This window comes from Coprococcus sp. AM97-35, assembly GCF_027697525.1.
GTDB lineage: Bacteria > Bacillota > Clostridia > Lachnospirales > Lachnospiraceae > Allocoprococcus > Allocoprococcus comes.
On the sequence record NZ_JAQESL010000001.1, the window covers coordinates 335,009 to 359,583 of the forward strand.

A 24,575-nucleotide genomic window follows, 5' to 3' on the forward strand; every position below is an offset into this window, starting at 1 on the left:
ACCAAAACTTTTTCCATTATACAGTGCAAAATAAAAGAGACTTCACTCACCATGAATGAAGTCTCCTCAAAATACAATACTGTAAATGATTCACAGAACATATTTTATCGCAAAGCTTTTAAAAATAGAATAGATTTTACCAAACGACAGTTTTCAAAAAAGCTTGCAAATATGCACGCTCTTGTTGTTGCACTTTTCTTCAGATTGTCTACAAACATCTGATAAGCTTTTTGAACATAAATTCAAACACTGCTTCTTTCGTCGGAATCGCAGGGATTCCACCTCTCTTTTGCACACACAATCCAGCAACTGCATTTCCCAAAACAGCACACTTTTTGATTTCTTCCCATTCCATTTTTTCAACATTCTTATTCATAGAAAGGAGACTGCATAATACGCCTCCCCAAAATGAATCACCTGCCCCAGTCGTGTCGACCACATGTATCTGAAATGCTTTGATGATTTCTTTTCTGCTTTTTGTTGCCATAAGAACGCCCTGTTCTCCCAATGTAATGGCAACCAGCTTTGGTCCCATGGCAAGGAGTTGATCTGCAGCCTGCTCATAACTTTTCGCCTCTGTCAACAGAGTACTCTCTTCATCCGATACCTTCATGACATCTACCATTTCTATAACAGATCTCATTTTTTTCACTGCATACTCTTTGCTTTTCCAAAGAGACGGGCGATAATTTGGATCATAGGAAATAAGTGCACCCGCTGCTTTTGCCATTTTTACCGCTTCAATCGTTGTACTTTCTGCCGGTTCATCTGTCAACGATAATGATCCAAAATGAAAAATTCTACAACCTGAAATTAATGTCTGATCCAGTTCTTCTTTTTTTAACTGTGTATCTGCACCCGGTTTTCTTGCAAAAGAAAAATTCCGTTCTCCATTTTCACCGATTTCCACAAATGCCAACGTTGTAAAATAACCCGGGTCTTCAACAATAGCATCTGTATTGATTCCTTCCTCTTGCAATGTCTTCTTTAAAAATTTACCATGCATATCGTTTCCAACTTTTCCAATAAAAGATGTGCGATACCCAAAGTGGCTTGCAACGGTTAGAAGATTTGCCGGAGCACCGCCGGGATTCTGTTCGAACAATTTTCTCCCATCCTGACTGTGTCCTGCTTCCGTAAAATCAATCAACAATTCACCCAATGCCACGATATCAACTTTTTCTTCCATTTTTCAGTTCCTCCACAATCTCGTTATAACGTTTTTTATTTAACCGGTAGAAAAATAATACAACCGCAGTCACAATCCAAAGTGCACCTGGAATCGTCGTAAATGCATGTTTCATAATTGAAAGTACAATTGCATTTTGTGTCTGATTTGCAATATAACCATATTTTCCAAGTAATCCTGCTAAAAGTGCTGTTCCAACTGCCATTCCGATTTTATTTCCAAGTGAAATAAATGCATACTGAAAACCATCATTTCTAAGTCCGGTTTTCCACTCACCATATTCCACACAGTCTGGAATAATTGCATAGATTGCGGTATTAAATCCAGAGAAAAAAAACTGTGTGAGACCAGATAATGCATAAAAAATAGCTGGTGATTCTTTGGCATTGAAGAAAAACATAAACAACATTGAAATTCCTGTAAATAAAGCAAAGAGAGATGCTGTTCTTCCTTTGTTATTCAACTTGCGGAATACTGGTTGAAAACAGGCTGCCCCGATGATAGAAGGAATAATGATGCACATCGAATAAGTTGTGTAGTAGGAGGCATTCCCTTCCACATATGTAAAATAATACAGAATATCTGCGTTTCTACCATATAATGTAAATCCAAATAATATCTGTCCTACCAATGCAAGAAGATATGGTCTATTCTGCATGACTGCTTTCAACTGAACCTTTACAGAAATTTTTTCTTTTTCCGGAGTGATCACTGCCTCTTTCGTCTTCGCAAAGCAGAAGAAATGACAGGCTGTAAAAATACATCCATATATGACCGCAACCGTCAGATATCCTGTCTTTGCACTATGACTGCCGAATTTGCTGAGCAGTGGAACTGTAATAATATTTAACACACCAATTGCAATCATCGCTGCAACCGAACGGGATGTATTTATTTTTGCACGTTCATCAATATCCTGTGTCATAGCACCACACAAGGTTCCATATGGAATATTCACACAGGTATACCCCAAAACCAGCAGACAATATGTAATTACCATATAAATGATCTTTCCATTCTGCGGCCAATCGGGTCTTGCCCAGAATGTCATAACAAGAAGAATCGCTGTAATTGGTGCCGCTACTAACAGCCATGGACGGTACCGTCCCCATCTCGATTTTGTTTTATCCGTAAGTCCCCCGACGATTGGATCATTGATTGCATCCCAGAATCTTGAAAAAAGCATAAGTGCTGACACAGCCGCCATACTGATTCCGAACACGTCTGTATAAAATATCATCAGAAAATTACTGACGAACATCCAGCTGAAATTACATCCAACATCACCAAACCCATATGCAATCTTACTGATCAGCGGTACTTTTCCATTTTTGTTTTCGCTTCCCATATGTCCCTCCTATTTTTATCAGAGTTTCTGACAGAACTCTATTCTTTCCTCATTTGGTCCCTTAATCATAAAAAATTTCACACCATTTTCCCAAAATGGTAGTTCTTCGATTCCGTCTGTAATAATTGTGTATTTTTCATTGCTGATTTTCTGATACATACTTTCGATGTCTTCCACATCAAGTGCAACATGTTGGTATGCACCGTCTGACATTGCCGCCTGCCCATTTTCAAAAGTCTCTATACAGTAATTTTTTATCTGTAAAAATGCCACTTTTTCCCCTGCTTTTTCATTATAAGACTGCATAATCACTTCAAATCCAAGACTCTTATAAAACTCAACTGTTTTCTGTAAATCGTTTGTCGGAAGCCCGACATGGGCAACTCCGACAATTCCATATTTATTTTCCATACGAACCCCTTACTTTTCACTGACGTTGATAATTACTTTCATTGTTGTCTCGCGGTTATCATCAATATACTGGTATGCTTTCAGATAATCTTTAAAAGCAAATGTCTTTGAGATGAGCGGTTTCAAATGAACTTTGCCCTCATTTACCAATCTGATTCCATCTATGTAATCATCATGGCGGTACATCATCGTGCTCTTAATGTCAAGTTCGTGGTCATTTGCCACTGCAAGATCTACTTCTGCCATTCCTGCAAAAACAGCCACTAGTACAATCGTGCTTCCTTTTCTTGCATATTTAATTGCCTGTCCCATTGTGATATTGTTTCCGGCACAGTCGTAGATCACATCCGCCTTGTCCGGTCCAAATGCTTCGAGCATTGCCGCACCGAAGTCTTTATTTTTGGTATTCACACACACATCAATTCCACATTCTTTTGCCTTTGCCAGTCTAAGATCACTGATATCTGTGATCATCACTTTCGCTGCCCCCATTCCTTTTGCTGCCTGTGCCACGAGATTTCCGATCGGTCCTGCGCCAAGAACTGCAATATTCATGCCCGCCACATCACCTATCTGTTTTACACCATGAACTGCCACAGCAAGAGGTTCGATCATAGCTCCTTCTTCATAGGACATATCTTCTGGAATCGGTGTTACTTTAGATGCATCCACTGCAAAATACTCAGATGCTGTTCCTGTCGTCTGAAATCCCATTACTTTTAATTCCTCACAGAGATTATACTTTCCATGACGACATGGATAGCAATGTCCACAATATACCTGAGGCTCTATCGTCACCTTCTGTCCCACATGAAACTCTGTGACATTTTTCCCAAGTTCTGTAATCTCACCGGAAACCTCATGTCCCTGTGTTACCGGATATTTTGTAAATGGATGTTTTCCATGATAAACATGAATATCTGATCCACAAACACCAATATTCATAATCTTTACCAACACCTGATTTTCCTTTACCTCCGGAACCGGAACCTCTCTGAAAATAATTTCTCCTGGATTTGTCATTACCTGCTGTAACATAATTGTTTCCTCCTTTTTATGTTGTTTTATTTTGTGTTTTATAAAATGTTTTATCAAAGTAATTATATTATTACCATTCAAACACAATTTGTCAATATGTTTTTTCATATTTTTATATATTTCATAATTTCAAAACACATTTTTTGTATATTTTTCACAATTAACACGCAAAAAAAACGGAAAGAAAACCGTAGTTACTGTTTTCTTTCCGTTTTTTACTATAATATCTTTTTTTAATTTTACACAACTTCTCGTTTTTCACACATATCAAGTCGAACGTTCGCATTCGCTTTGCAATCTGTCAGTGGGAGCTTTTAACTCCAACAGACTAAACATCCCCTTACCCTACGCACCAGATGCGGTGTACTGCTTATCTTCGTTCAAAAAATTTACAATTCTACCATATGTTTTGTAAAAAAGTATTTCGCGGCTCCAACAGCCGACGCTTCTTTCTTATACGAACAATTTTTCAAGTATGAAACATCATGCTCAAAGCCATTATATGCCATCACTTTTTCTCCCAGTGGTATCATATAATCTGACAATACACCTCCCACATCACCTCCTAGTATGATATCCATATCATATGCCATCCGCAGATTTGATATCAAAACAGCAAGATGATCCAGATACTCATTCCATGTCTGCAAATTTTTTTCATCACCACTTTCAATTTTTTCCATAAATGCATCCAGTGACTGCCTGTTATCTTGTGTCAGTACACTTGAAGCACAATATGCATCTGCACATCCTGATTTACCACAATAACACTTTCTTCCACCGGGAACGAGTATCATGTGACCAAACTCCCCTGCTTTCTGGTTTTGCCCTCGAAACAGCTTTCCATCTATGCAGAATGCACCTCCTAAGGTGTGGTTCAAAGACAGATATATCGCATTTGGATACTTTTGCTTTTTTTCTGCAAGCATTGCAGCATTAGCATCGTTTTCAAAATATACTGGAATTTCCAGCGCCTGCTCTAAAAAGCGCAGACTATAATTCTCTATACCTAAAGCATGGGATTTTAAAACAATCCGTTCTTTCTGATCAATAATTCCTGGAATCGCCACTCCAATCCCAAGTAGCGTGTCCTTCGCTGCTTCGCCTTCAAGAAAAGTTTTGACCTTTTGTGCCACCTCTGTACAATAGGATAATTCTGCCGTAAATTTTAAACGGATGCGATCTTTTTTTATAATCTCATCTCCAAGATTTACTAATACCATTTCTATATGATTCGCTGTAATCAAAATTCCCATTGCATGACAGTATGACTTATTAATCCCTATACTTTTTGCCTTCCTTCCACCGGTTGAGGCATATTCCCCGGTTTCTTCCAACACCCTTTTTTCTAACAAGTCATTCACATTTGCTAACACAGTCGGCATACTCAAGTTTAACTCTTTTGCGATTCCCGCCTTGGATGTAACATGATTGTTTAGCACATAATTAATTATTTTTTTTCTTGTTATATTTTTTTTATCTTTATTTTCCGTTTTCTTACCCTCTTTTATTAAATATATTATAAAAGAATTATATGCTTTTTTATTCTTCTTGTAAAGTAATGTTTTATAATAAATCTCCGACAAAATTTATCTTATAAACAGCCAAAAACTCCCGAAGGAGCTTTCCATGCTTTAGATATACACCAATTCTTTTAACACAATCTCTTCTGCAATATTACGAATACCATTTACCAATCAGCCAGCTTTTATCCTAGTTTGGACAATAAAACACAAGTTTCGACAGTTGTTTCAGTTTCCAAGGGAAGTTCTTTCACTTCCTCGCCATCAACAGGCACAGGGAAGTTGAACACAATCTTTCTTATCCAGCTTCCGTCTTTCCTTTTCTCCGGGAACATCTCAATTCGCTCGATAAAGGCTTTCATAAACTCTTTCTGTTCCGCTTCTGTTGCGGAATGGTAGACTTCATCAAATGCCAGTAAGAGCCGATAGATATTGTTACCGGAGATTTTCTCCTGCTGAATGCTGCGGATTTGACCTTGCAATTCGCCAATCTGAACTTCGATATCCTCTATTGTATCATACTGCTCATCATAGCGGCGCTGCAAGTCCAAAATCTTTCTGTCATAGTGGGCATCGTTGATGTCCAAGGTGTCCATCTGACGCTCCAAGCGGCTTTTCGTTCCAAAGGCTTGCTTCAACTGTCCTTGCAGGACGGCGATCTGCTTTTCCATATCCTCTGTATCAACAGCCGAGCCGATTTTCGCCTGAATCGCTTCTACAAACCGGGGATTGTTGACCATAGCGGATATAATCTTAGCCACAAACTTGTTGATCTCCGTCTGCTCGATATTCAGTCGGAAGCTGCACTCATGTCCGGTAGGTGTTACCGTGTTTTTGCAGTAGTAATAATACCTCGTTTTCTTGTCCTTGCTGTGAGCCCTGGCGATATTGCCGTACATACTCTTTCCGCAGCATGGGCATTTCAGAATGCCGGACAGGATGTGTGCATGATCTGGATTGTTGACCTTTTCCCGCTTAAAGGAATTGATCTTACGCTTTTCCTGTGCCAGATACCAATCTTCTTCCGAAATGATGGCTTCGTGCTGTCCCTCATAAATCGGGAACTCCGACTGCTCAACTACGTGCATCTCATTTCTTGTGCCTTGCTTCTTTTCCGTCCTGCGTCTGCCATAGGCGATCTTTCCCATGTAAACGGGATTGTCCAATACATCCTGCACAAAGTTCCTTGAAAATCCGGGAATGGTATTGTTCTGCCGCAGTTTCTTGATAAAGCCGTTGCGGTTCAGATATTTAGCAACCCCGGCAACGCCCTCGTTGGTGTGAATGTAGCGGTCATAAATGACACGGATTACTTCCACTTCATCCTCCGCAATGACCAAATCTCCGTTTTCCAGTTTGTAGCCATAAGGAGCGAAACCACCGTTCCACTTGCCCTCACGAGCCTTTTGCTCACGTCCTGCCATTGTCTGGGTGCGGATATTCTCTCGCTCTATTTCTGCCACCGCAGACAGCACGGAAATCATCAGCTTTCCGGCATCCTTTGAACTGTCGATGCCATCCTCCACGCAGATCAGATTGACACCGAAATCCTGCATGAGCTGCAAAGAGTTCAGAACATCCGCCGCATTTCTGCCGAATCGGGACAGCTTAAAGACCAGCACATAGGAAACGCCGTCCTTGCAGTCCTGGATGTCATTCAGCATCCGTTGGAAGTCCTGCCGCCCTTGGATATTCTTTCCGGAAAATCCCTCGTCAGAATACTCCCCGGCAATAACCATATCTTCGTATGCCGCATACTTCCTCAGCTTGTCACGCTGGGCATCCAAGCTGTACCCGTCAACCTGCATAGAGGTGGACACTCTTGTATAAATATAGCATTTAAGTTGTTTCTTTTTCAGAATCTCCACCTCCCTCATTCATTTCCTTTACCATAAGTCCCTCGTTGCGGATATAATACTCCAAAAGCCACAGCACATAATCCGGTGCATGGCGGTTGTCCAATTCCCACTCGGTCATAGTCCGGTAAGGGATATGGACGAGCTTGCAAAAATCTTTCCGGTTCAGTCCTGTGCTTTCCCGCAACTTGATAATTCTGTTCTTACAATCCATCTGTCTTTTCTCCATAAAAAACAAAAATACACGTTGCGTAATCATTATAGCATAGCCGCAGTGAATACGCAACGTGTAAATTGTAAATTTTTACGCAGCCTTATTCGTCAAAGGCCGTGCTTGATTACTTTCCTTGGAATGCTCCACTTTCTGAGGGGCATCCTGTTCCAATTTATCCAAAACCTGATGTCCATATTTCTGGAGCATCTGGCTCATAACATCCACACAGCGGACAAATGCCGCATTATATTTTGCATCCTCATAATATTTCTTCAATAGGCAGTTACCTCCATCAAATTTCCATGTCCTGTCCACGCTTACGGGCAGGTGCTTTGTGTTCCTGTGTTTCCTTTCCTCTGGCGAGGATGGAATTGATAAAAGCCCGAACCTTTTCGGATGCAATTTCCAGTGCATCCAGGAAAGGCTGGGCTTTTTGCTTCAACTCTTGATATTTTTTATTCGCTTCTTCACATCGCTGCTTCCAAATGGATGCAGACTTTTGAGCAGATTCCAGTTTCCCTTTCAATCGCTCATTCTCTGCATGAAAGAGAATGCCGTTGGTGGCATAGCGTTTCAACGTGTCGCATTCATCCGGTGTCAGCGTGATATTGTTTCCGAACGTGGCTTTCTTGCCCATCGCTTCAATATCCTGCACCGTAAGTGCAATGGCCTTTGCTGCCTTGGTTTCCTTTTGCAGAGCTTCCAGTTTCTTTTTCTGCTTTTCCGTAGCAGCTTTAGCATCCTCCAAACTCTGTTCTGCCTGTGCCACCTGTCCTGTCACAGCTTCCAAACGCTGCTGTTCCGCCTGCACCTTAAACTGTGTCACCGTCAGATGTTCCTCGGTGCTGCCACGCTCTCCACGCTCCACATCGGTATATCCGGCAGCACGCATGAAATTAAAAAAGTCATCCTGCAACACGCTGTAGGATGACCTTAAAATCTTTTTTCCTTTTTCATTGAGCTTGGGATTTCCGTCCTCGTCAAGCACCGGTTTGGAGTCCCATTTCTTACTTCGGCTGACTTGTGTGATCGTTTCCTTTACCGTTCCCCGGAGAGCTTCATCCTTACATCGCTTCGACCAAAGGATCTGCTTTTCCACTACCGGAATATAAACCACATGGAGGTGATAGTGGTACACATCCTCGCCAAGAGCTTCGGACATTGCCCGGTTGTGCTCATCGGCGTGCATCACAGCAGAGAGGATATACTGCTCACCGCCTACGATCTCCACGGCGGCTTTATAGGCATCAGCATAAAACTGTTTTGCAAATTCATAGCCGCCGTGGTTGTAGAAATAAGCGGAGTTCACATCAAAAACCAACTCGCCGTATTTGATGGCATCCGGTTTCAGACCTCTGGTGGAGATCACGCCATCCTGTTCCATTTGCTCAAACATTTTCACATAATCATCGGTGGGAGTCTTGAAGTGAACATTCAGCGGAGTGCGTTCCGGCACAATGTCTTGATTGCTGTAACTGTCCTTTTCTCGCTCATTGTGTTCCTGTATTTTTGCCACATCGTCCGGTGTCGGTAAGTCCTGATTCCGGGCTACGGTGCGGTCTATTCCATCATTTCTTGCCATAGATTTTTTGTCCTTTCCTTAAAATTTGCAGACAGCGGGGAGCTGCGGAGAGGCACTTTTTCAAAGTGTAATAACCCACTATAACACTTTCATCCATACTGGCTGCAAAGTGCCGTGGGCTCTCCGAGGGCTCTCCCGAGGGGGAGTGCGGTTGCTGCGGCAACCTCTGCTGACCAATGCGAAAATGTCTGCAACTTTTCCCATGGTCAGCCCGTCTGCATGAAGCTGTTCCGGTGAACTTCTCTTTGCAGACGGCGGCAGCGAAAAGCGTATCTTTCACTGCCATCCATAGACAGCACTGCGGTGTGCCTATGGGGACGGAAACTACGAGGGGATGTTGCCGGGGCATCACTTCTCCCGTCTTTGCTGCCATACGATGTCGTATCCCAGCACATCGGCAAGCTCCAATACTTCCTTGTATCGGATGCTTTCCCGCTGTAATTTTGCGGACAGGTTGGAAACGCTGTCGCTCCAACCGTACTCGTCCGAGAGCAGGTCAACTACTTCCTGCATAGTCATTCCGGCACGGATGATCTGTGCCTTGATTTCGTTGCGTACATTCATATTGTAAATTCCTCCATATTTTTGATTTACAATTCGGTGCAAAGGCTACTCCCCAAAGCGGAGCAGATGCACCGAACAGTGAAAAATCTGCTTTCTCCAAAATCGCTTTCATTTTGTGAGTGCGATACTCTGTCCATACAGGCATATATCCCACTTTGCTGTTCCGTGGGATTTTGTCTGAAACAGTGAAAACACCCATTGTTTCGTAAACTGGGTGCATGGTTTGGAGAAGCACGATTTGGTGAAATGGTTTCGTCCTGCGGTCAAGAACTTTGCTGTTTCCATTACCATTGATTTTCAATGCCCGAAAACAGGTCAGTTCTGACAGCTGATTATTCCTATAAAAAAGGAAAACAGGTAAAACGCTGTGTACATACATACAGAAAACGAAAGACAGGAATCAGTCCTGCCATTCCTCCGGTACGTACGTACATGGCGAAACGTCGTAAAACCCGTTTATATTAGGTCGTGCCACAGCTTCCACACCCATAAATCCCCATACCCGCCGTCCGGCTGAGTTGGTGATGTTGTTGCAATGCTCCAAATTAAATTTCTTTGCATTGGCAACCATGGCATCGCTGAAGCTGCGGGATTTCAGAGGGGCAAGGGAGTTTTCCTCACACCACAGGCGATAGATAGCGTAAAAGTCCTTGGAACTGATGGACGCATCCGCCTTGCGCCGGATATATCCCTCGGAATCCATGAAGTCAAAAATGTTGTTATTGTCACGCTTGACCGCTTCCCGGTTTTCACGGATGCGGTCGCTCTCCGTAAACTTAAAGTTGTTGGCAACAAGCCGCTGCAAGCCTTCAAATGCCCAGAGGAAAATCCCCTCGGCTTCGGCTTTCATCTTCTCTGCAAGATCGGGATCGTCGGCTCTGTCCACGGGCTTTTCCTTGGTAGTCAGCACAAGCTGTCTACGGTAAAAACCATCGCTACGGTCATACAGGGCTTGCAGATCGCCATTGCTGAATGCCATCAACCGGGCGAACATCCAGCCCTGATAGCTCTGTTTACCTTTGCGTTCCAAATCCATCTTGCCCTGTGCGGTTACAATGGATTTTACATAGTTGGTCTGGCGCAGAGCTTCCATCCGCATATCATCATCCACGCACAGCAGGATGTGTTCCAGATCGGCACGGGCGAAGCGGTTTTCGGAAATTTTACCGATACTGCCGTCTTTCATATTCGTGCCGAATATGGTGGACAGCACTGCACCGATTTGAGATTTGCCCTCGCCGCCGTTGCCCTTAATCACCATCATGCGCTGCCCCTTGTTGGAGGGAATCAGGCAGTAGCCGATAAACTCCTGCAAGGTGGGAATATCTTCTTCATAGAGCAAACCGTCCAAAAAGTTCAGCCACAGAGCAGGTGCAGCAGCGTTTGGATTGTAGGAAACAGGCAAGCGGCTCTGTACGATTTCCTTTTTCCCCTCGATAAATCTTCCATCCAGCATGAGCGTTCCGTTGGCAACATGGATGCGGTCAGGCTGGGGAGGAAGATCCTCAACCATGGCTTCCAGTTTCAGCAATTCCATGATGTTTTTGATCTTCTGCGGTACGCTGCTGATGGTGTAGCTTTTCAGCTTTTCGTAGACCTCGCCCCGCAGGACAATATCATCCGTTACCCGTCCATTGGGCGTAAAGAAAGCCCTGTTTGCAAAGATGATTCTGCTCTCTTGCAGAAATTCTTCACAAAACAGAGCTTCATTGATATTCTGCCCATCAAACCAGACAGGCAAATTCATATCAGGCGTTTTCCGGTTCTTCGCCATGGTGTGCCACCTCCTTTTTCTTTCGTGCAGTGTACTCTTTCAGAAAGTCGATATACCCGTCCTTCATCAGTTTGTCCACAACAGCTACACGCTGTTCCAATTCGCCCACGGTCAGCACATCTGCCATATATTCGATATGGCAGTGCATCTGGCAGGCTTCCACAAAACGGTCATCATAAGGCTCGTCCGGTGTCTTTGGTGCATAGCGCACTTTCCAATCCTCCAACAGATGCAGATAATCCGTCAGCACCCGGAAACACAGCATTTCATCCTCCCGGAACTGACGGATATAGGGACGCTTTGGCTTGACCATAGCTGCGGCAGTGGGCGGTTTCGGGTCAAGCCCAAAGTCCGCAGCCAGCTTTTGCACTGCTTCATGGTTACTCAGATTGAACAGCTTTGCCACAAGGTCGATCACGTCTCCCTTGGCTCCGCAACCGAAGCAGAAGAAATAATCTTCATTCAGCTTCAAGCTCGGATGCCGGTCATTGTGGAATGGGCAGCAAGTCATACCGCTGCGGTTGACTTTCAGCCCATAGTGCTCGGCAGCTTGCTTCACGCTGATCGCCGCCTTGATGTTTTCATAGATTGTCATAGAAAAACCTCCGTTCATAATAGTCTGGAAAGCACGAAGCACCCGCCGTGATTGGCAGGTGCTTCGCCCTTTCTACTATGGTTATGACGGATTTGAAAAAAAGCAGGCTAAAAGCAGGACAACCTCATTTCAAAAAACAGGACAACTTATCTGATGATGTAGATTTCTTCACATTTGCATGGTATAATTAGAAAAGTGAAAAAACAGGACAGGAGGGCAAGCATGAATCAAGAACTGATGACATTGGATTTTTGGCAGGATACGGTCATATATGAGGGCAAAATATTTCCTATCGGTACTCTTGCCTGTGATGCGCTGAATGTTCCTGCGGATACCCTCGCAAGAATGAACGAGCAATGCGAGAAAATCAATCTACTGCTTGGAATGTTAAACGCCGGACAGGATGCTTCCGCACTCTTTCCTATGGCAAAGGAAGCTGTGCTGACAATGGTGGATATTCTCAGCGAAACGCCGCCGTTCTCCAATATGAATATTCCAAAACATAGAGAACGGATTGAAAAAGTCTTTACTGCGGACAATGCGCTGAAATATATGGAGTTTGCCATAAAAGCCGCAACTAATTCCTTGCAGTTTGAAGAAATCCCGAACTATGCCGATGCAATGATGCTCCAACGATATACTGCTGTATTCGGGCATCTGGCATACTCCCTTGGGGAATACCAAACCGCAATGCTTGATTTTGCGGAAAAATCAGACGGAAATGAAGCAGACCGTACCGCAGAGGGCTTCGCCAGAATGTTCGGCAGCTATTTCCCGCCGGAGTTCTCTATCACGGAGGGCAATGCCTGGATGTCTACCCTGAACAATTCCGTTCAGTATGTATCGGTCATCCGTCCCGGCGAAAAAGTTGCAAAGCTCGTCAAGCGAATCCATTATGTATCCTTTGTGGGGATGTTCCGGTCTGATCTCTTTGAGGGCTTGTGTGTCGGTCATGCACCGAAGAAATGTAAAATTTGCGGCAAATGGTTTCTGACAACCAACGCAAGGCACACCAAATACTGCGGCGGCTATGCGCCGGGGGACAAGCTACACCGCACCTGCCGACAGATCGGCAATCTGAAAGGCAGAGAACAACGGGAGCTTGCAGACGATCATCCTGTTATCCAGATATACGAAAAGCGGCTGAATACCATAAACCGCTATATCAAGCGTGGCAAACTGGATGAGGATTTAGCAGAGGTTATGAAGAAACTGGCGAAAGATAAGATGCTCCGGGCAAAAAGTAATGTCGCTTATGCCAAGGGAACTTATGAGAAAGAAATGGAACAGGTTGCTTTGAAGAAAGAAGCCCAAAAGTGCATTTGAATTTGTTAGGAGGAACAGTCAATGAAAATAGGATTTTTGTTTTTCTTGGTTTTCTGTATAATTGCAATTTTTGCGAGTAAGAAAAAGAAATAAATTTGAAATTGGACGTTGAAAGGAGGTGCGCTATGCTAAGTGATTTTACATGGAATATGACCGGATACATACCAAAATACGCTGTCAATCCGCACGGTGATGGTATCATTCCCTATATGGCAGAGCGCATCTTCCAACTGGAACCGGAGCCGCCAGCGGTGGGCAGTCTGAATGAATATATCCTGTCTGCCTTGCGGGAAAAGAATTTGATATATTTCTCGTTCTTCCTCCACCATTATGAGCCACAGCTCAATAAGCGCATCAAAGGCTTTTGGGGTGTGGATGGCGGCGATCTGTACGATACAGACCGTTTTATAGATATAAAGCTCTCCTGCAGGGAACAAATGCTCCAAAAGCTGATGGACTATGATCCTGCCAAGGGTGCGGAGTATGCTACATACATTTTCCCGTTCATCCGGGATGCTATGCTCCGCTTCCGCATGGGCGAAGAAAAATGGTCGGTATCCTCTCTGACCAATTATAAAATGGTGCGGTCAATGGCTTGGCTGTACCATAACACCAAGGATGCGGTCAGCGAGTTTTCCAAAAAGTATAACTGTGACTTTGCCCTTGCGGAAGAATATCTGAGAGTTGTTCGAGGTATCCGCAATCAGCAACCATTCTATGTGACGGATGAGGACGGCGAGGAAACGGGCGAAGATGTTGCTCTTGATGATACTTGGAACTACTCCGACATCCTCTGGAACGGCATACAGGCAGAAAAGGTGCAGCGAGCTTTTGATAAGCTGAACTACCGGGAACAGACCTTGCTTGAAAAGCGGCTGGCAATCTGCATGACCTGCGGGCATGTCGGCTCATGGAAAGGCCGTCCCACCTTTGAGGAACTGGCTGTAATGTTTGAGGGCAGCACTGCCAGCGGTGCGGAGCGAGCCTACCGCAGAGCAGTGGACAAACTGACAGAATTGTTGGTTGCCGAGGGCGCAATCCATGCTGTCCGCTTGAAACAGAAATCCAAGACCAAACGAAAAAAGAAAATCGCCACCGCAATCTACGAATACCAAGCAGACTGCGACGGCGAATGGGGCCAGATTTCATTTGATTTTGAGAACGGCACATCAGAAATAGTCCGACTTGCCGATTGGGATACAATGAAAACAAACCGCTTTGCGAACAAGGCAATAGCCTACCTTCTAAACTGCGAAAACGAGAAGTTGCCAAAGGAAACGATAGTAGCGTTTGAACTATAAAAGGAAATTGACGAGGAACGAGAATGAAAACAATCGCAATCATAGATGATGATATTCATATTGGAGATATGCTGAGAGAAGTGCTGGTGCAAGAGGGCTATTCTGTTCTTCGTGCATACTCCGGCACAGAAGCGTTATATCTTCTTTCACAAAACAAGCCCGATTTGGTGCTGCTGGATCTGATGTTGCCGGGATTGTCTGGCGAGGAAGTTCTGCCCCACATTGAGAACATTCCTGTTATCGTTCTCAGCGCAAAAGTAGATGTGCAAGACAAGGTAAATCTTCTGCTGGGCGGTGCGGCAGATTACATGACCAAGCCTTTTGATACAAAGGAGCTTCTTGCCCGTATCACTGTTCAGCTCCGCAAGGCAGAACAACATGGCGAAACCAAATCTCTTTCCGTTGGCGATTTGGTTTTGGATATGGTTTCCCTTTCTCTGACAGTACAGGAGCAGCCTGTGAAGCTGACCCGAACGGAGTATGCCATCTTAAAACTGCTGATGGAAAATCCCAAACAGGTAATTTCAAAGAGTGTCCTGCTTGACAGAATCAGTCTGGACACACCCGACTGCACCGAGCGTTCTTTGAAGCAGCACATCAGCAATCTTCGTAAAAAGATGCAGGATGTCAGCGGTGTAGACTATATCGAAACAGTCTGGGGAATTGGTTTCAAATTGGCAGAACAAAAAATCTTGACCAAATCTTGACGTTTTTCTTGACCACTTTCTTGACTTTTGTTTTGTAAACTTAGGTCAGCAAAGGAGGTAATACAATATGAACTATATTTTGCAAACAAACAGCCTGACAAAAAAGTATAAAAACTTTCAGGCATTGAATGGTCTTACTATGAATGTTCCCAAAGGTTCCATCTATGGCTTTGTGGGAAAGAACGGCGCTGGTAAGACAACCCTGATCCGCTTGATCTGCGGATTGCAGGAACCGACTTCCGGTAGCTTTTCTCTGTACGGCATCCGCAATGACAGCAAGGATATTATCAAATCCCGCCGTCGCATGGGTGCTGTGGTGGAAACACCGTCCATCTACATGGATATGACTGCGGAGGAAAATCTGAAGCACCAGTATCTCATTCTTGGTCTGCCATCATTTGATTGTATTCAGGAATTGTTGAAGCTGGTAGGTCTCGACAACACGGGAGAGAAAAAAGCGAAGAACTTCTCCCTCGGTATGAAGCAGCGTCTGGGCATCGCTATCGCATTAGCCGGTGATCCCGACTTTCTTGTTCTTGATGAGCCTGTAAATGGTCTCGACCCTCAGGGTATTGTGGAAATGCGAGAACTGATTTTGAAGTTGAACCGAGAAAAACAGATTACAGTTCTTATTTCCAGTCACATTCTGGATGAACTTTCCCGTCTGGCTACTCATTACGGTATCATTGATAATGGTCGCATGGTGAAGGAACTGAGTGCAGAAGAACTGGACACAGTTTGCCGCAAGTGTGTCCGCATGGAAGTGACCGATACTTCTACTCTGGCTCGTGTGCTGGATTCCATGAATCTGGAATATAAAATTATCTCCGCAACAACAGCCGATGTGTTCGCAAAGATCAATGTGACACAGCTGACCGTTGTACTGGCAAAGGAAAACTGCGAAGTGCTGTCTATGCAGGAAAAAGATGAAAGTTTGGAGAGTTATTACATCTCTCTGGTTGGAGGTGATAATAATGCGTAAACTTTTTCGAGCAGCCTTTTACCGTACAGAGAATAAAAAAATGATTCGAATAGAATTAGTGATTGCTGTATTGCTTTCCGCATTCATCATCCTCAACGGTTACTTCCAGACGAATTTGACTAATGCATACATCTATAAGCTGGTCGCCCGTTTTTTTGGATATTCACCCCTGATGGGACCATTTATCGCCGTATTTGCCGCATATTTGTGGGGAACAGACTATGAATATGGAACTCTGCGCAATAAACTAATCTGCGGACACACTCGTGAAGAAGTTTATTTTTCCAATCTTCTCCTGACCATATGTGCTGGACTGAGTACTGCACTAATCTGGTTGATAGTTAATGGGATGCTGGGTATTCCGCTACTGGGTACGGCAAGCCTGAACCTCTCTTTGGGAGAGATGGCATTTTATATTTTTTCAAGCCTTTTGATGGTCGTTGCACTCTCCAGCGTATGTTGTCTGTTGGCAAGTCTGGCGGAGAACAAAAACTCAGCGACACTTCTTTGTCTGGGAGCTGTAGCTGCAATGGTCATAATCGGGATGCTCCTTTATGATCGTTTTGCAGAACCAGAGTTATTGGATGGATGGATGTGGAGTGATACAGACCCAACTGTGCGATGGCATCCCCAAAATATCAAATTCATCGGTGGAACATTTCGTATCCTGCTGGAATTTCTTATCTGTCTGACACCTGGAGGACAAGGTGTAATTCTTTGCGAAGAAGGGGTGGAACACCTGATTTTTCTTCCATTGTGCTCTGCGTTTGTAATTTTTTCAACATCTCTTATAGGAAGTCGTTCCTTTAAGAAAAAGAACCTAAAGTAAGGAGGTAGAAAGATGTTCCCTTGGATTTTGTGTTGTATTTTGCTAATTGTTGTATTTTTTCTAATCACAAAGATTATTTTTATAGAAAAAAGTATTGATGAAATTCATACAGAATTCCAGGAACGTCTTTCCTCCGACACAAACACTCTGATTGATATTTCTTCCAGCGACCCTCATCTGAGAAAACTGGCTTCGGAGATTAATATCCAGCTTCGATTGCTCCGCAAGGAACGCCATCGTTACCAACAGGGCGATCTGGAACTGAAAGAAGCTATCACCAATATTTCCCATGACCTGAGAACTCCGCTTACGGCGATAAACGGTTATCTTGACCTATTGGAACGAGAGGAAAAAAGCGAAACGGTACACTGCTATCTTTCTCAAATCCAAAACAGAACAGATGTTTTAAAAAATCTAACCGAAGAACTATTCAGATATAGTGTGGTTACTTCTTTTCAGGAACTGAAACCAGAACGTATGGATGTTGTCCGGGCATTGGAGGAAAGTCTGCTGTCTTTCTATGCGGTCATGCAGGAAAAAGGCATCCAACCGGAAATCGAATTGCCGGAGGAACCGGTTTTCCGTGAACTGGATGCAGGTGCGGTCAACCGTATCTTTTCCAACATTATCAGCAATGCGCTGAAATACTCTGACGGCGATCTGTCCGTAGTCATGGATAAGAACGGCTGTGTTACATTCAGCAACACGGCGCACAATCTGAATTATGTGACGGTCGGCAGATTGTTTGACCGTTTCTATACAGTAGAAGCCAGTCGCAATTCAACCGGTTTGGGATTGTCCATCGCCAAGCTGCTGATTGAGCGTATGGGCGGAAGTATTGGAGCAATCTACAACAATGACAAACTGCAAATCAAGATAATCTTTGCAAAATGAAATAAAAAAGAGTTTATATGAACGGAGGTGTTTTGATTATGAAGAAATACTTGAAGGAGATACTAATACTCTTAATTCAATTATTTATGTTTTATGTATTTCCATTATTTGCAGGACCAACAGACGTTATGGGAATGATAGTTTTGCTTATTTTAGCAACATTATTGCTTTCAATTCTAATTGGCAGCATTTCAAATCTGAAAGTAAAGTACTTGTATCCAATAATCATAGCAATTACATTTGTGCCATCTGTGTTTATATACTATAACGAGACAGCATTGATACATTCGCTTTGGTATTTGGCAGTATCATCCTTTGGTTTGATAATCGGCATGGTCATTCATAAATTGATTCTTAAAAAGTAGAAAGAGCAAAACTTTCAAAGGCTACCCAGTCAAAAAGATTGGATAGCCTTTATTTATGTTTTCTAAAATTAAAGTTGAATATCTGCCTTAGCCAATAACTATGGGCTTAGAGGTTTAGTGAGCCAGGCAAATCGCTCCAATCGCCGTATCCACAGATTTATACTCTGTAACAGTTTTTCAAATAGGTTTTGGAATCTCCGTTCAATATCAAATCAGCATATCCAATCGGGTCATTGTAAATCAGATAATCCAGTTCCGACCTCTGATACATATTGTCGGCAACCTCGTTCTCAACCGCAATCGTATCAATCGCAATCATACTACCATCAAAGAATTTCAGTTCCACACAAGCGGTATCCATGTTAAACTTACAAGAAATCAATCTATCCATAAGAAACCTCCATTTTACGGGATGTTATATCATCCCAAAATATTTGAATGCTTCTCGGATTGCTTTCTCTTTTTCCGGTGGACACAGAGGCTGTCTGGAATCTTCGGACTTCGGCAGATTGTAGTTCTTACCAACCTCAATCCCACATTTCCGCTTAATCTGTGAGATATACAGGTTTGATACCTTTAATCCGCTATGTTCCAGTACATAGTCCTTGATCTGCGTGTAGGTTGCCCCATCTTGAAATTCGGACATATCCATATCTTCTAAAGAGAACTCAACCCGAATCTTTTTCGAGTCGACCTCACCCTTGGAAAGCAAAACAACCGTCTCTATATGATAAGTGCTCGGGAAAAGATCCACACACCCAATCCGTTCTACCTGATATCCTCTTCCCTGCAGAAGCTCCAGATCTCTTGCCAGGCTGGTCGGCTTGCAGGCAATATAAACCATTCTTTCCACACCAAAATCAATGATCTTTTCCAGTGCTTTCGGATGCACACCGTCTCTTGGTGGATCCAATACGATCAGATCCGGTACTTCACCCAGATCATCGATTACTTTCAACACATCTCCAGCCCAGAAGGTACAGTTATCGAGCCCATTTAAAGCAGCATTTTCTTTTGCAGCCTCTACAGCCTCTTCAACGATCTCCACACCTACTACTTTTTTTGCCACTGGTGCAAGGATCTGTGCAATCGTTCCGGTTCCACTGTAGAGATCAAAGATTACCTTATCTTTCGTCTCACCGATATAAGATCTTGCTGCCTCATAAAGCACTTCCGCGCCAAGGGAATTAGTCTGGAAGAAAGAAAATGGTGTGATCTTGAACTTCAGTCCCAAAAGTTCCTCATAGAAATAATCCTGTCCATATAAAATTTTGGTTCCTTCATCTTTTACCACATCCGCAAGGCTGTTGTTGGTTGTATGAAGAATTCCGGCAAGCTTCCCATCATAAGAAAGACCGGTAAGCTTTTCCACCAGTCTGGCTTCATCTAGCTGTGCCTCCGATGTTGTTACTAGATCAATCAGAATTTCTCCGGTGCGAACTGCCTTTCTCACAAGAAGATGACGAAAAAATCCAGTATGGCGCATTCTGTGATAATACGGAAGACCTGTATCTGTCGCAAACTCCAGAACAGCCTTTATAATTCGTCTGAAATCCTCATCCACAATCTTGCATTCTGTAACATTTACAATATCGTGAAAGCTGCCTCTTTTATGCATGCCAAGTGCAAGAGGTCCGTCCTTATATTCGTCTCCAAAAGAAAATTCCATTTTATTGCGATATGCCTCTCTGACCGGGCTTTCTTTAACACCCTCCCAGATATAATCACCATCAACCGCCGCATCCATCATTGCATGGATCTGCGCTTCCTTCATCTCCACCTGCTTTTCATACGGCAGATTCTGATAAGTGCATCCGCCACAGACTCCAAAATGCGGACATGCCGGCTGACATTCTTCCGGTGAATGCTCCAGAATTTCCAGAAGCCGTCCCTCTGCCTGACCTTTTCGTATCTTATTCACCGCGAAACGCACCTTTTGTTCCGGAACGGTATTCTTCACGATCACTTTTTTTTCTTCGCCCTCTACCACGGCAAATCCTTTATTCGGGAAATCTACCCTTTCTATATATCCTTCTAATATCTGTCCTTTTTTCATCTATCTATATACCCTCACATAGAAAAGGCAGGAATCTTTGACAATTCCTGCCTTCGCTGCTTTCTTAATATTACTGTACTTCATCTTCATCACTGAAGAAATCATTGTCGAAATCATCGTCAAAATCTTCTTCAAAGTCTTCCAGATAATCCGGAGTAAAGAAACAATATACTGCATATGCAATTGCTGCAACTGCTGCTACCGCACCGATAATTGCAAGAATCCAGAGAACAGTTGTCTTCTGATCATCATCTTTCTTATGCATCATATCGTTGAGTTTCGTTGTTGCAAGTAATTCTTCGATTCTGTTCATCTCCATACACGCCCTTTCTGCCGTCACTCTCTGCTTCGGCTCACTCATTGTTTATAGCTAGTATACCACAAATCCATGCATAATTTCCACCATATTGCACAGATTTTCCGAAAAAGAATGTGTTTCTTAGGCACATAGTGCAATTTTAGTCAATTTTCTGCAGTTTTGCAAACATGGCAAACATCTTCTTCGTGCCCGCCGTATCAAAGTCCACAGTCACTTCGTAGTCTCGTCCGCCTTCTGTGATCTGTGTCACCAGACCTTCTCCAAACTTAATATGACGCACTCTGTCCCCCACATCATATCCCGGACCTTTTCCCTTGGTCACAGTAAACTGCTGTGCAGGCTTTGTCGCTGCGAACGCTTTTGTCGCAAATGCCTGCTTTGCCTGACGGTAAGCGGATACCTTTGGTTCCTCCTCTGTCTGCTCTTTTTTGAACAGGGCACCGGTAGAAAGCAGACTCAGCGGAATCTCTTTTAAGAATCTGGACATCTTATTATACTGTGTCTCACCGTGTACCATCCGTCGTCTTGCACAGGTCAGCGTCAGATTCTCCTTTGCACGGGTAATTCCCACATAGCAGAGTCTTCTCTCTTCTTCCAGCTCTGCCGGATCATCTGCCGTGATCGTCATATAGCTTGGAAAAATCCCATCTTCCAGGCCGGCGAGATAGACGTGTGGAAATTCCAGGCCTTTCGCACTATGTAAAGTCATCAGCACCACATAGTCCGTCTCCTCATCAAGACTGTCGATATCTGCAACCAATGCCACTTGCTCTAAAAAACCGGAAAGTGTCGATTTTTCATCTTCTGCTTCACAGGACTCCTCGTATGCAACAATTTTATTCCGGAGCTCTTCAATATTTTCCAGACGGCTTTCTGCTTCTTCATCAGAATCTGCCTGCAGTTCTTCTACATATCCAGTTGCATCGATAATCTCATCCATCAATTCCGCTACACTCATGCGTTCGCCTTCGGCTTTAAAATGCTCAATCAGGGCTGCAAAGGATTCGATTTTACCAAGCGCACGTCCGATTCCCGGAACCGATCCTGCAGCCAGGATTGCTTCATAGAAACTGATCTCCCGTTCCGTTGCATAATCCTGCACCCTTCCGATGGTTGTCAGTCCGATTCCCCTCTTCGGTACATTGATGATCCTCCGTACTGCCAGATCATCTTTTCCATTATCTACTGTTTTTAAATATGCCAGCAGATCCTTTATTTCGCGTCTTGCATAGAAGTTTACTCCACCAACGATCTTATACGGAACATTGGATACCACCATCTTTTCCTCGAATATACGTGACTGCGCATTGGTTCTGTATAAAATAGCGAAATCCTTATATTCTCTTTTTCCACTGTTCACCTTGTCTTTGATGTCACTGACAATATAATCCGCCTCATCGTAAGCAGAATCAAACTGACGGAACTGAATCTTCTCACCCTCACCATTCTCGGTCCAGAGCGACTTCTCTTTTCGTCCTGTATTGTGACGGATCACTTCATTTGCGGCGTTCAGGATTGTGGATGTGGAACGGTAATTCTGTTCCAGCTTGATCACTTTCGCATTCGGATATTCTTTTTCAAAATTCAGGATATTCATGATATTCGCACCCCTGAATTTATAGATCGACTGGTCGTCATCACCAACTACACACAGATTCTGATACTTACCGGCAAGAAGGCTTACCAGCTTAAACTGTACCGTATTCGTATCCTGATACTCATCCACCATGATATAACGGAATCTTTCCTGATAATACTCCAGCACGTCCGGCTGTGTCTGAAGAAGCTGTACCGTCTTTAAAAGCAGATCGTCAAAATCGAGTGCATTGTTAGCTTTCAGCTGCTTTTCATACTCGGTATAAACCTGTGCAATCTTCTTTTTCGCCCAATCCCCTTCCGCACGAAGTGTCATCTCTTCCGGTGTGACAAGCTCATCTTTTGCAGAAGAAATCGCACTAAGAAGCGACCGTTCCTTAAACATTTTCGTATCAATCTGCAAATATTTACACACATCCTTGATCAGTGTCTTCTGATCATCTGCATCATAAATCGTAAAATTTGTATCATACCCAAGCCGGTCAATATATCTGCGCAGGATCCGCACACACATTGAATGGAAGGTGCTCACCCAGATACTCTCCGAACCGAATCCAACAATCTGATCCACTCTCTCACGCATCTCCCCGGCTGCCTTGTTCGTAAATGTGATCGCCAGGATATTCCATGGGTTCACACCTATCTGATCGATCAGCCAGGCAATCCTGTGTGTAAGGACACGTGTCTTACCGGATCCTGCTCCGGCAAGGATCAGAAGCGGGCCCTCTGTATGGAAAACAGCCTCCTGCTGTCTGTCATTTAATGTATCATAAATACTCATATTTTTGTTCCTCTTTCTTCTCCTCTCTCGAGGCTCTATTGCATCATTATATTATAAAAAAAGTAGGGTGTCAAAGAATCTCTCGTCTCTATTTTTCGTCGTAAAAATAGAAAAATCCAACTCCTTTTTTCTTATCTGTAAAATTTTGCAAAATATCTGGACTTTAAAATTTTAATGTGCTAATATGTCATTGTATGAATGAGTGGGGCAGTTTATGTCACACTCTTATTGATTATTTGTCATGGAGGGATAATATAATGAGTAGAAAAATCAGAACAGAAGCGGTCGATTCTTTATTTGATGCCGTTCTCAGTCTGAAAAGCAGAGAAGAATGCTACACATTCTTTGAAGATGTCTGCACGATCAATGAGCTTTTATCGCTTTCACAGCGTTTTGAAGTAGCTAAGATGCTACGTGATCAGAAAACATACCTGGAGATTGCAGAAAAGACTGGTGCTTCCACAGCAACAATCAGCCGCGTAAACCGCTCTCTTAATTATGGTAATGATGGATACGATATGGTATTTGAGAGACTTCAGGCAGGGGCTGAAGAATCCGAATCTTAATTTTACAGACACCGGCAGGAGTTGGTAGTAACAGCTATTGCCAAACACATAATAGCCAAAAGGAACGAATTTCAAAATCTGAAATCCGTTCCTTTTTTATTCTTCTTAAAAAAGCTAACGCTTTTATTTTTTCTTATCCGGCTTTGGAAGTTCGTCCACCATTTTTTCAATCAGTTGCTTTTTCACATACACATCAAAACTGAGATTACAGATAAAGGCAAACTTCTGAAGCTGTTCTCTTTCTTCATCATCCACACATACAAAAGAATGCTCAGCAGTCTCATACGCCTTACGAATACTATCCTGCAACTCTCCGATCCTGCTTTTTTCCATCTTACAGACTTCTTCATAGATACTTTCCATGTCAAATTCCGAATTCACAGCAAAATATTTGTCTGTCAGTGGCTTTAACAAGATCTCAATATCTTTGATTGAGAGCAGGTTCTTAAAATAATAGACAAAAATCAAAACCAGAAGGTGCTCTTTGGAATACTTTTTCTTGTTCGGAGGCGGAAGCAGATTGTTCTTCGCATAATTATTGATCATCGTTTTCGTCAGGATCTTATCATCCTCATAACGCTTCGTCGAACTGAGCTGCTCCTCCATAAAAGTTGTTACCTGATCCATATATAAATCTATATTCGGAATATCTACCGGATGAATATAATCAATTCTGCCGACACTTTCCAGGATACTGTTTAATAAATCTTCCGTATTTATCGTCATTCTTTTTCACCTCAATATAGATATTATATAGTA

General features: G+C 43.2%; 25 protein-coding genes. 8 read left to right on the forward strand and 17 right to left on the reverse strand.

The genetic code is table 11. The features are described from left to right. Positions 1 to 208: 208 nt before the first annotated feature. The 12 genes from PG840_RS01615 to PG840_RS01670 all read right to left on the reverse strand — a co-directional run bounded on the left by PG840_RS01615 (position 209) and on the right by PG840_RS01670 (position 12,094). Complete coding sequence (locus PG840_RS01615) at positions 209 to 1,189, reverse strand: carbohydrate kinase family protein (RefSeq protein ID WP_117823770.1); 981 nt, start codon at positions 1,187 to 1,189, stop codon at positions 209 to 211. Further along, the gene (locus tag PG840_RS01620; protein WP_270613303.1) at positions 1,173 to 2,537 is read right to left on the reverse strand and encodes an MFS transporter; all 1,365 of its coding nucleotides are present in this window, start codon (positions 2,535 to 2,537) and stop codon (positions 1,173 to 1,175) included. The genes PG840_RS01615 and PG840_RS01620 overlap by 17 nt, the downstream gene beginning before the upstream one ends. A gap of 18 nt (positions 2,538 to 2,555) precedes the next feature. After that, the gene (locus PG840_RS01625) at positions 2,556 to 2,948 is read right to left on the reverse strand and encodes a VOC family protein (RefSeq protein WP_270203873.1); all 393 of its coding nucleotides are present in this window, start codon (positions 2,946 to 2,948) and stop codon (positions 2,556 to 2,558) included. Positions 2,949 to 2,957: 9 nt separating this feature from the next. After that, the gene (locus PG840_RS01630; protein ID WP_119221122.1) at positions 2,958 to 3,986 is read right to left on the reverse strand and encodes a zinc-dependent alcohol dehydrogenase; all 1,029 of its coding nucleotides are present in this window, start codon (positions 3,984 to 3,986) and stop codon (positions 2,958 to 2,960) included. Between the two features lie 389 nt (positions 3,987 to 4,375). Next, complete coding sequence (locus tag PG840_RS01635; RefSeq protein ID WP_330674078.1) at positions 4,376 to 5,572, reverse strand: ROK family transcriptional regulator; 1,197 nt, start codon at positions 5,570 to 5,572, stop codon at positions 4,376 to 4,378. 122 nt (positions 5,573 to 5,694) lie between these two features. Next, a complete protein-coding gene (locus PG840_RS01640; RefSeq protein ID WP_334304441.1) occupies positions 5,695 to 7,368 on the reverse strand; it encodes a recombinase family protein in 1,674 nt (557 codons plus the stop codon). Further along, complete coding sequence (locus tag PG840_RS01645) at positions 7,349 to 7,579, reverse strand: helix-turn-helix domain-containing protein (RefSeq protein WP_055303625.1); 231 nt, start codon at positions 7,577 to 7,579, stop codon at positions 7,349 to 7,351. Before PG840_RS01645 ends, PG840_RS01640 begins: the two co-directional genes overlap by 20 nt. 90 nt (positions 7,580 to 7,669) lie before the next feature. Continuing rightward, positions 7,670 to 7,855 (reverse strand): hypothetical protein, encoded by a 186-nt coding sequence (locus PG840_RS01650; RefSeq protein ID WP_270613305.1) that lies wholly within the window; start codon positions 7,853 to 7,855, stop codon positions 7,670 to 7,672. Between the two features lie 16 nt (positions 7,856 to 7,871). Beyond that, positions 7,872 to 9,161, reverse strand: coding sequence for a plasmid recombination protein (locus PG840_RS01655; RefSeq protein WP_055303623.1), 1,290 nt, complete (start codon positions 9,159 to 9,161; stop codon positions 7,872 to 7,874). Positions 9,162 to 9,509: 348 nt separating this feature from the next. Continuing rightward, positions 9,510 to 9,725, reverse strand: a complete 216-nt coding sequence (locus PG840_RS01660; RefSeq protein ID WP_031473406.1) for a hypothetical protein — start codon at positions 9,723 to 9,725, stop codon at positions 9,510 to 9,512. A 400-nt stretch (positions 9,726 to 10,125) separates the two neighbouring features. Next, positions 10,126 to 11,499 carry a DNA primase family protein gene (locus tag PG840_RS01665; protein WP_070100996.1) on the reverse strand — a complete coding sequence of 458 codons (1,374 nt, stop codon included), beginning with the start codon at positions 11,497 to 11,499 and terminating at the stop codon, positions 10,126 to 10,128. After that, a complete protein-coding gene (locus tag PG840_RS01670; RefSeq protein WP_117767770.1) occupies positions 11,474 to 12,094 on the reverse strand; it encodes a CHC2 zinc finger domain-containing protein in 621 nt (206 codons plus the stop codon). Before PG840_RS01670 ends, PG840_RS01665 begins: the two co-directional genes overlap by 26 nt. Positions 12,095 to 12,316: 222 nt before the next feature. On the opposite strand from PG840_RS01670, the gene PG840_RS01675 reads away from it, so the two are divergent. The 7 genes from PG840_RS01675 (at position 12,317) to PG840_RS01705 (ending at position 18,498) form a co-directional block, all read left to right on the forward strand. Then, a complete protein-coding gene (locus tag PG840_RS01675; RefSeq protein ID WP_055303620.1) occupies positions 12,317 to 13,420 on the forward strand; it encodes a DUF6076 domain-containing protein in 1,104 nt (367 codons plus the stop codon). Positions 13,421 to 13,545: 125 nt separating this feature from the next. Beyond that, on the forward strand, positions 13,546 to 14,721 hold the full coding sequence (locus PG840_RS01680; protein ID WP_117767771.1) for a hypothetical protein: 1,176 nt from the start codon (positions 13,546 to 13,548) through the stop codon (positions 14,719 to 14,721). Positions 14,722 to 14,744: 23 nt separating this feature from the next. Then, positions 14,745 to 15,428 (forward strand): response regulator transcription factor, encoded by a 684-nt coding sequence (locus PG840_RS01685; protein ID WP_055303618.1) that lies wholly within the window; start codon positions 14,745 to 14,747, stop codon positions 15,426 to 15,428. Between the two features lie 67 nt (positions 15,429 to 15,495). Beyond that, the gene (locus tag PG840_RS01690; protein WP_055303617.1) at positions 15,496 to 16,410 is read left to right on the forward strand and encodes an ABC transporter ATP-binding protein; all 915 of its coding nucleotides are present in this window, start codon (positions 15,496 to 15,498) and stop codon (positions 16,408 to 16,410) included. After that, on the forward strand, positions 16,403 to 17,239 hold the full coding sequence (locus PG840_RS01695) for an ABC transporter permease subunit (protein ID WP_158557451.1): 837 nt from the start codon (positions 16,403 to 16,405) through the stop codon (positions 17,237 to 17,239). The genes PG840_RS01690 and PG840_RS01695 overlap by 8 nt, the downstream gene beginning before the upstream one ends. 12 nt (positions 17,240 to 17,251) lie before the next feature. After that, positions 17,252 to 18,133 (forward strand): sensor histidine kinase, encoded by an 882-nt coding sequence (locus tag PG840_RS01700; RefSeq protein ID WP_055303615.1) that lies wholly within the window; start codon positions 17,252 to 17,254, stop codon positions 18,131 to 18,133. 38 nt (positions 18,134 to 18,171) lie between these two features. Continuing rightward, entirely contained in the window at positions 18,172 to 18,498 is a 327-nt protein-coding gene (locus PG840_RS01705; protein ID WP_055303614.1) for a hypothetical protein, read from the forward strand. A 157-nt stretch (positions 18,499 to 18,655) separates the two neighbouring features. On the opposite strand, the gene PG840_RS01710 is transcribed toward PG840_RS01705, so the two are convergent. The 4 genes from PG840_RS01710 to pcrA form a co-directional block, all read right to left on the reverse strand. Beyond that, positions 18,656 to 18,889: a DUF6061 family protein gene (locus tag PG840_RS01710; RefSeq protein ID WP_055303613.1), complete on the reverse strand. Its 234-nt coding sequence runs from the start codon at positions 18,887 to 18,889 to the stop codon at positions 18,656 to 18,658. A 24-nt stretch (positions 18,890 to 18,913) separates the two neighbouring features. Next, positions 18,914 to 20,554, reverse strand: a complete 1,641-nt coding sequence (rlmD, locus tag PG840_RS01715; RefSeq protein WP_270613306.1) for a 23S rRNA (uracil(1939)-C(5))-methyltransferase RlmD — start codon at positions 20,552 to 20,554, stop codon at positions 18,914 to 18,916. Positions 20,555 to 20,624: 70 nt separating this feature from the next. Further along, complete coding sequence (locus PG840_RS01720) at positions 20,625 to 20,867, reverse strand: hypothetical protein (RefSeq protein ID WP_044998722.1); 243 nt, start codon at positions 20,865 to 20,867, stop codon at positions 20,625 to 20,627. A gap of 145 nt (positions 20,868 to 21,012) precedes the next feature. After that, the gene (pcrA, locus tag PG840_RS01725; protein WP_177999243.1) at positions 21,013 to 23,250 is read right to left on the reverse strand and encodes a DNA helicase PcrA; all 2,238 of its coding nucleotides are present in this window, start codon (positions 23,248 to 23,250) and stop codon (positions 21,013 to 21,015) included. A gap of 257 nt (positions 23,251 to 23,507) precedes the next feature. Here pcrA and PG840_RS01730 point away from each other — a divergent pair, with 257 nt between their 5' ends. Then, complete coding sequence (locus tag PG840_RS01730) at positions 23,508 to 23,816, forward strand: YerC/YecD family TrpR-related protein (RefSeq protein WP_022220320.1); 309 nt, start codon at positions 23,508 to 23,510, stop codon at positions 23,814 to 23,816. 123 nt (positions 23,817 to 23,939) lie between these two features. Here PG840_RS01730 and PG840_RS01735 read toward each other — a convergent pair whose 3' ends face one another. Continuing rightward, on the reverse strand, positions 23,940 to 24,542 hold the full coding sequence (locus PG840_RS01735) for a DUF1836 domain-containing protein (protein ID WP_117835834.1): 603 nt from the start codon (positions 24,540 to 24,542) through the stop codon (positions 23,940 to 23,942). Between the last annotated feature and the right edge of the window lie 33 nt (positions 24,543 to 24,575).

What these genes read in the sequence shown, in the direction of transcription:
- PG840_RS01690 (WP_055303617.1), top strand. Translation starts at nt 15,496, where the DNA reads ATGAACTATATTTTGCAAACAAACAGCCTGACAAAAAAGTATAAAAAC.
- PG840_RS01645 (WP_055303625.1), bottom strand. Translation starts at nt 7,579, where the DNA reads ATGGATTGTAAGAACAGAATTATCAAGTTGCGGGAAAGCACAGGACTG.
- PG840_RS01615 (WP_117823770.1), bottom strand. Translation starts at nt 1,189, where the DNA reads ATGGAAGAAAAAGTTGATATCGTGGCATTGGGTGAATTGTTGATTGAT.
- PG840_RS01655 (WP_055303623.1), bottom strand. Translation starts at nt 9,161, where the DNA reads ATGGCAAGAAATGATGGAATAGACCGCACCGTAGCCCGGAATCAGGAC.
- PG840_RS01685 (WP_055303618.1), top strand. Translation starts at nt 14,745, where the DNA reads ATGAAAACAATCGCAATCATAGATGATGATATTCATATTGGAGATATG.
- PG840_RS01710 (WP_055303613.1), bottom strand. Translation starts at nt 18,889, where the DNA reads ATGGATAGATTGATTTCTTGTAAGTTTAACATGGATACCGCTTGTGTG.
- PG840_RS01670 (WP_117767770.1), bottom strand. Translation starts at nt 12,094, where the DNA reads ATGACAATCTATGAAAACATCAAGGCGGCGATCAGCGTGAAGCAAGCT.
- PG840_RS01705 (WP_055303614.1), top strand. Translation starts at nt 18,172, where the DNA reads ATGAAGAAATACTTGAAGGAGATACTAATACTCTTAATTCAATTATTT.
- PG840_RS01620 (WP_270613303.1), bottom strand. Translation starts at nt 2,537, where the DNA reads ATGGGAAGCGAAAACAAAAATGGAAAAGTACCGCTGATCAGTAAGATT.
- pcrA (WP_177999243.1), bottom strand. Translation starts at nt 23,250, where the DNA reads ATGAGTATTTATGATACATTAAATGACAGACAGCAGGAGGCTGTTTTC.
- PG840_RS01660 (WP_031473406.1), bottom strand. Translation starts at nt 9,725, where the DNA reads ATGAATGTACGCAACGAAATCAAGGCACAGATCATCCGTGCCGGAATG.
- PG840_RS01625 (WP_270203873.1), bottom strand. Translation starts at nt 2,948, where the DNA reads ATGGAAAATAAATATGGAATTGTCGGAGTTGCCCATGTCGGGCTTCCG.
- PG840_RS01665 (WP_070100996.1), bottom strand. Translation starts at nt 11,499, where the DNA reads ATGGCGAAGAACCGGAAAACGCCTGATATGAATTTGCCTGTCTGGTTT.
- PG840_RS01695 (WP_158557451.1), top strand. Translation starts at nt 16,403, where the DNA reads ATGCGTAAACTTTTTCGAGCAGCCTTTTACCGTACAGAGAATAAAAAA.
- PG840_RS01630 (WP_119221122.1), bottom strand. Translation starts at nt 3,986, where the DNA reads ATGTTACAGCAGGTAATGACAAATCCAGGAGAAATTATTTTCAGAGAG.
- PG840_RS01720 (WP_044998722.1), bottom strand. Translation starts at nt 20,867, where the DNA reads ATGAACAGAATCGAAGAATTACTTGCAACAACGAAACTCAACGATATG.
- PG840_RS01730 (WP_022220320.1), top strand. Translation starts at nt 23,508, where the DNA reads ATGAGTAGAAAAATCAGAACAGAAGCGGTCGATTCTTTATTTGATGCC.
- PG840_RS01675 (WP_055303620.1), top strand. Translation starts at nt 12,317, where the DNA reads ATGAATCAAGAACTGATGACATTGGATTTTTGGCAGGATACGGTCATA.
- rlmD (WP_270613306.1), bottom strand. Translation starts at nt 20,554, where the DNA reads ATGAAAAAAGGACAGATATTAGAAGGATATATAGAAAGGGTAGATTTC.
- PG840_RS01680 (WP_117767771.1), top strand. Translation starts at nt 13,546, where the DNA reads ATGCTAAGTGATTTTACATGGAATATGACCGGATACATACCAAAATAC.
- PG840_RS01700 (WP_055303615.1), top strand. Translation starts at nt 17,252, where the DNA reads ATGTTCCCTTGGATTTTGTGTTGTATTTTGCTAATTGTTGTATTTTTT.
- PG840_RS01735 (WP_117835834.1), bottom strand. Translation starts at nt 24,542, where the DNA reads ATGACGATAAATACGGAAGATTTATTAAACAGTATCCTGGAAAGTGTC.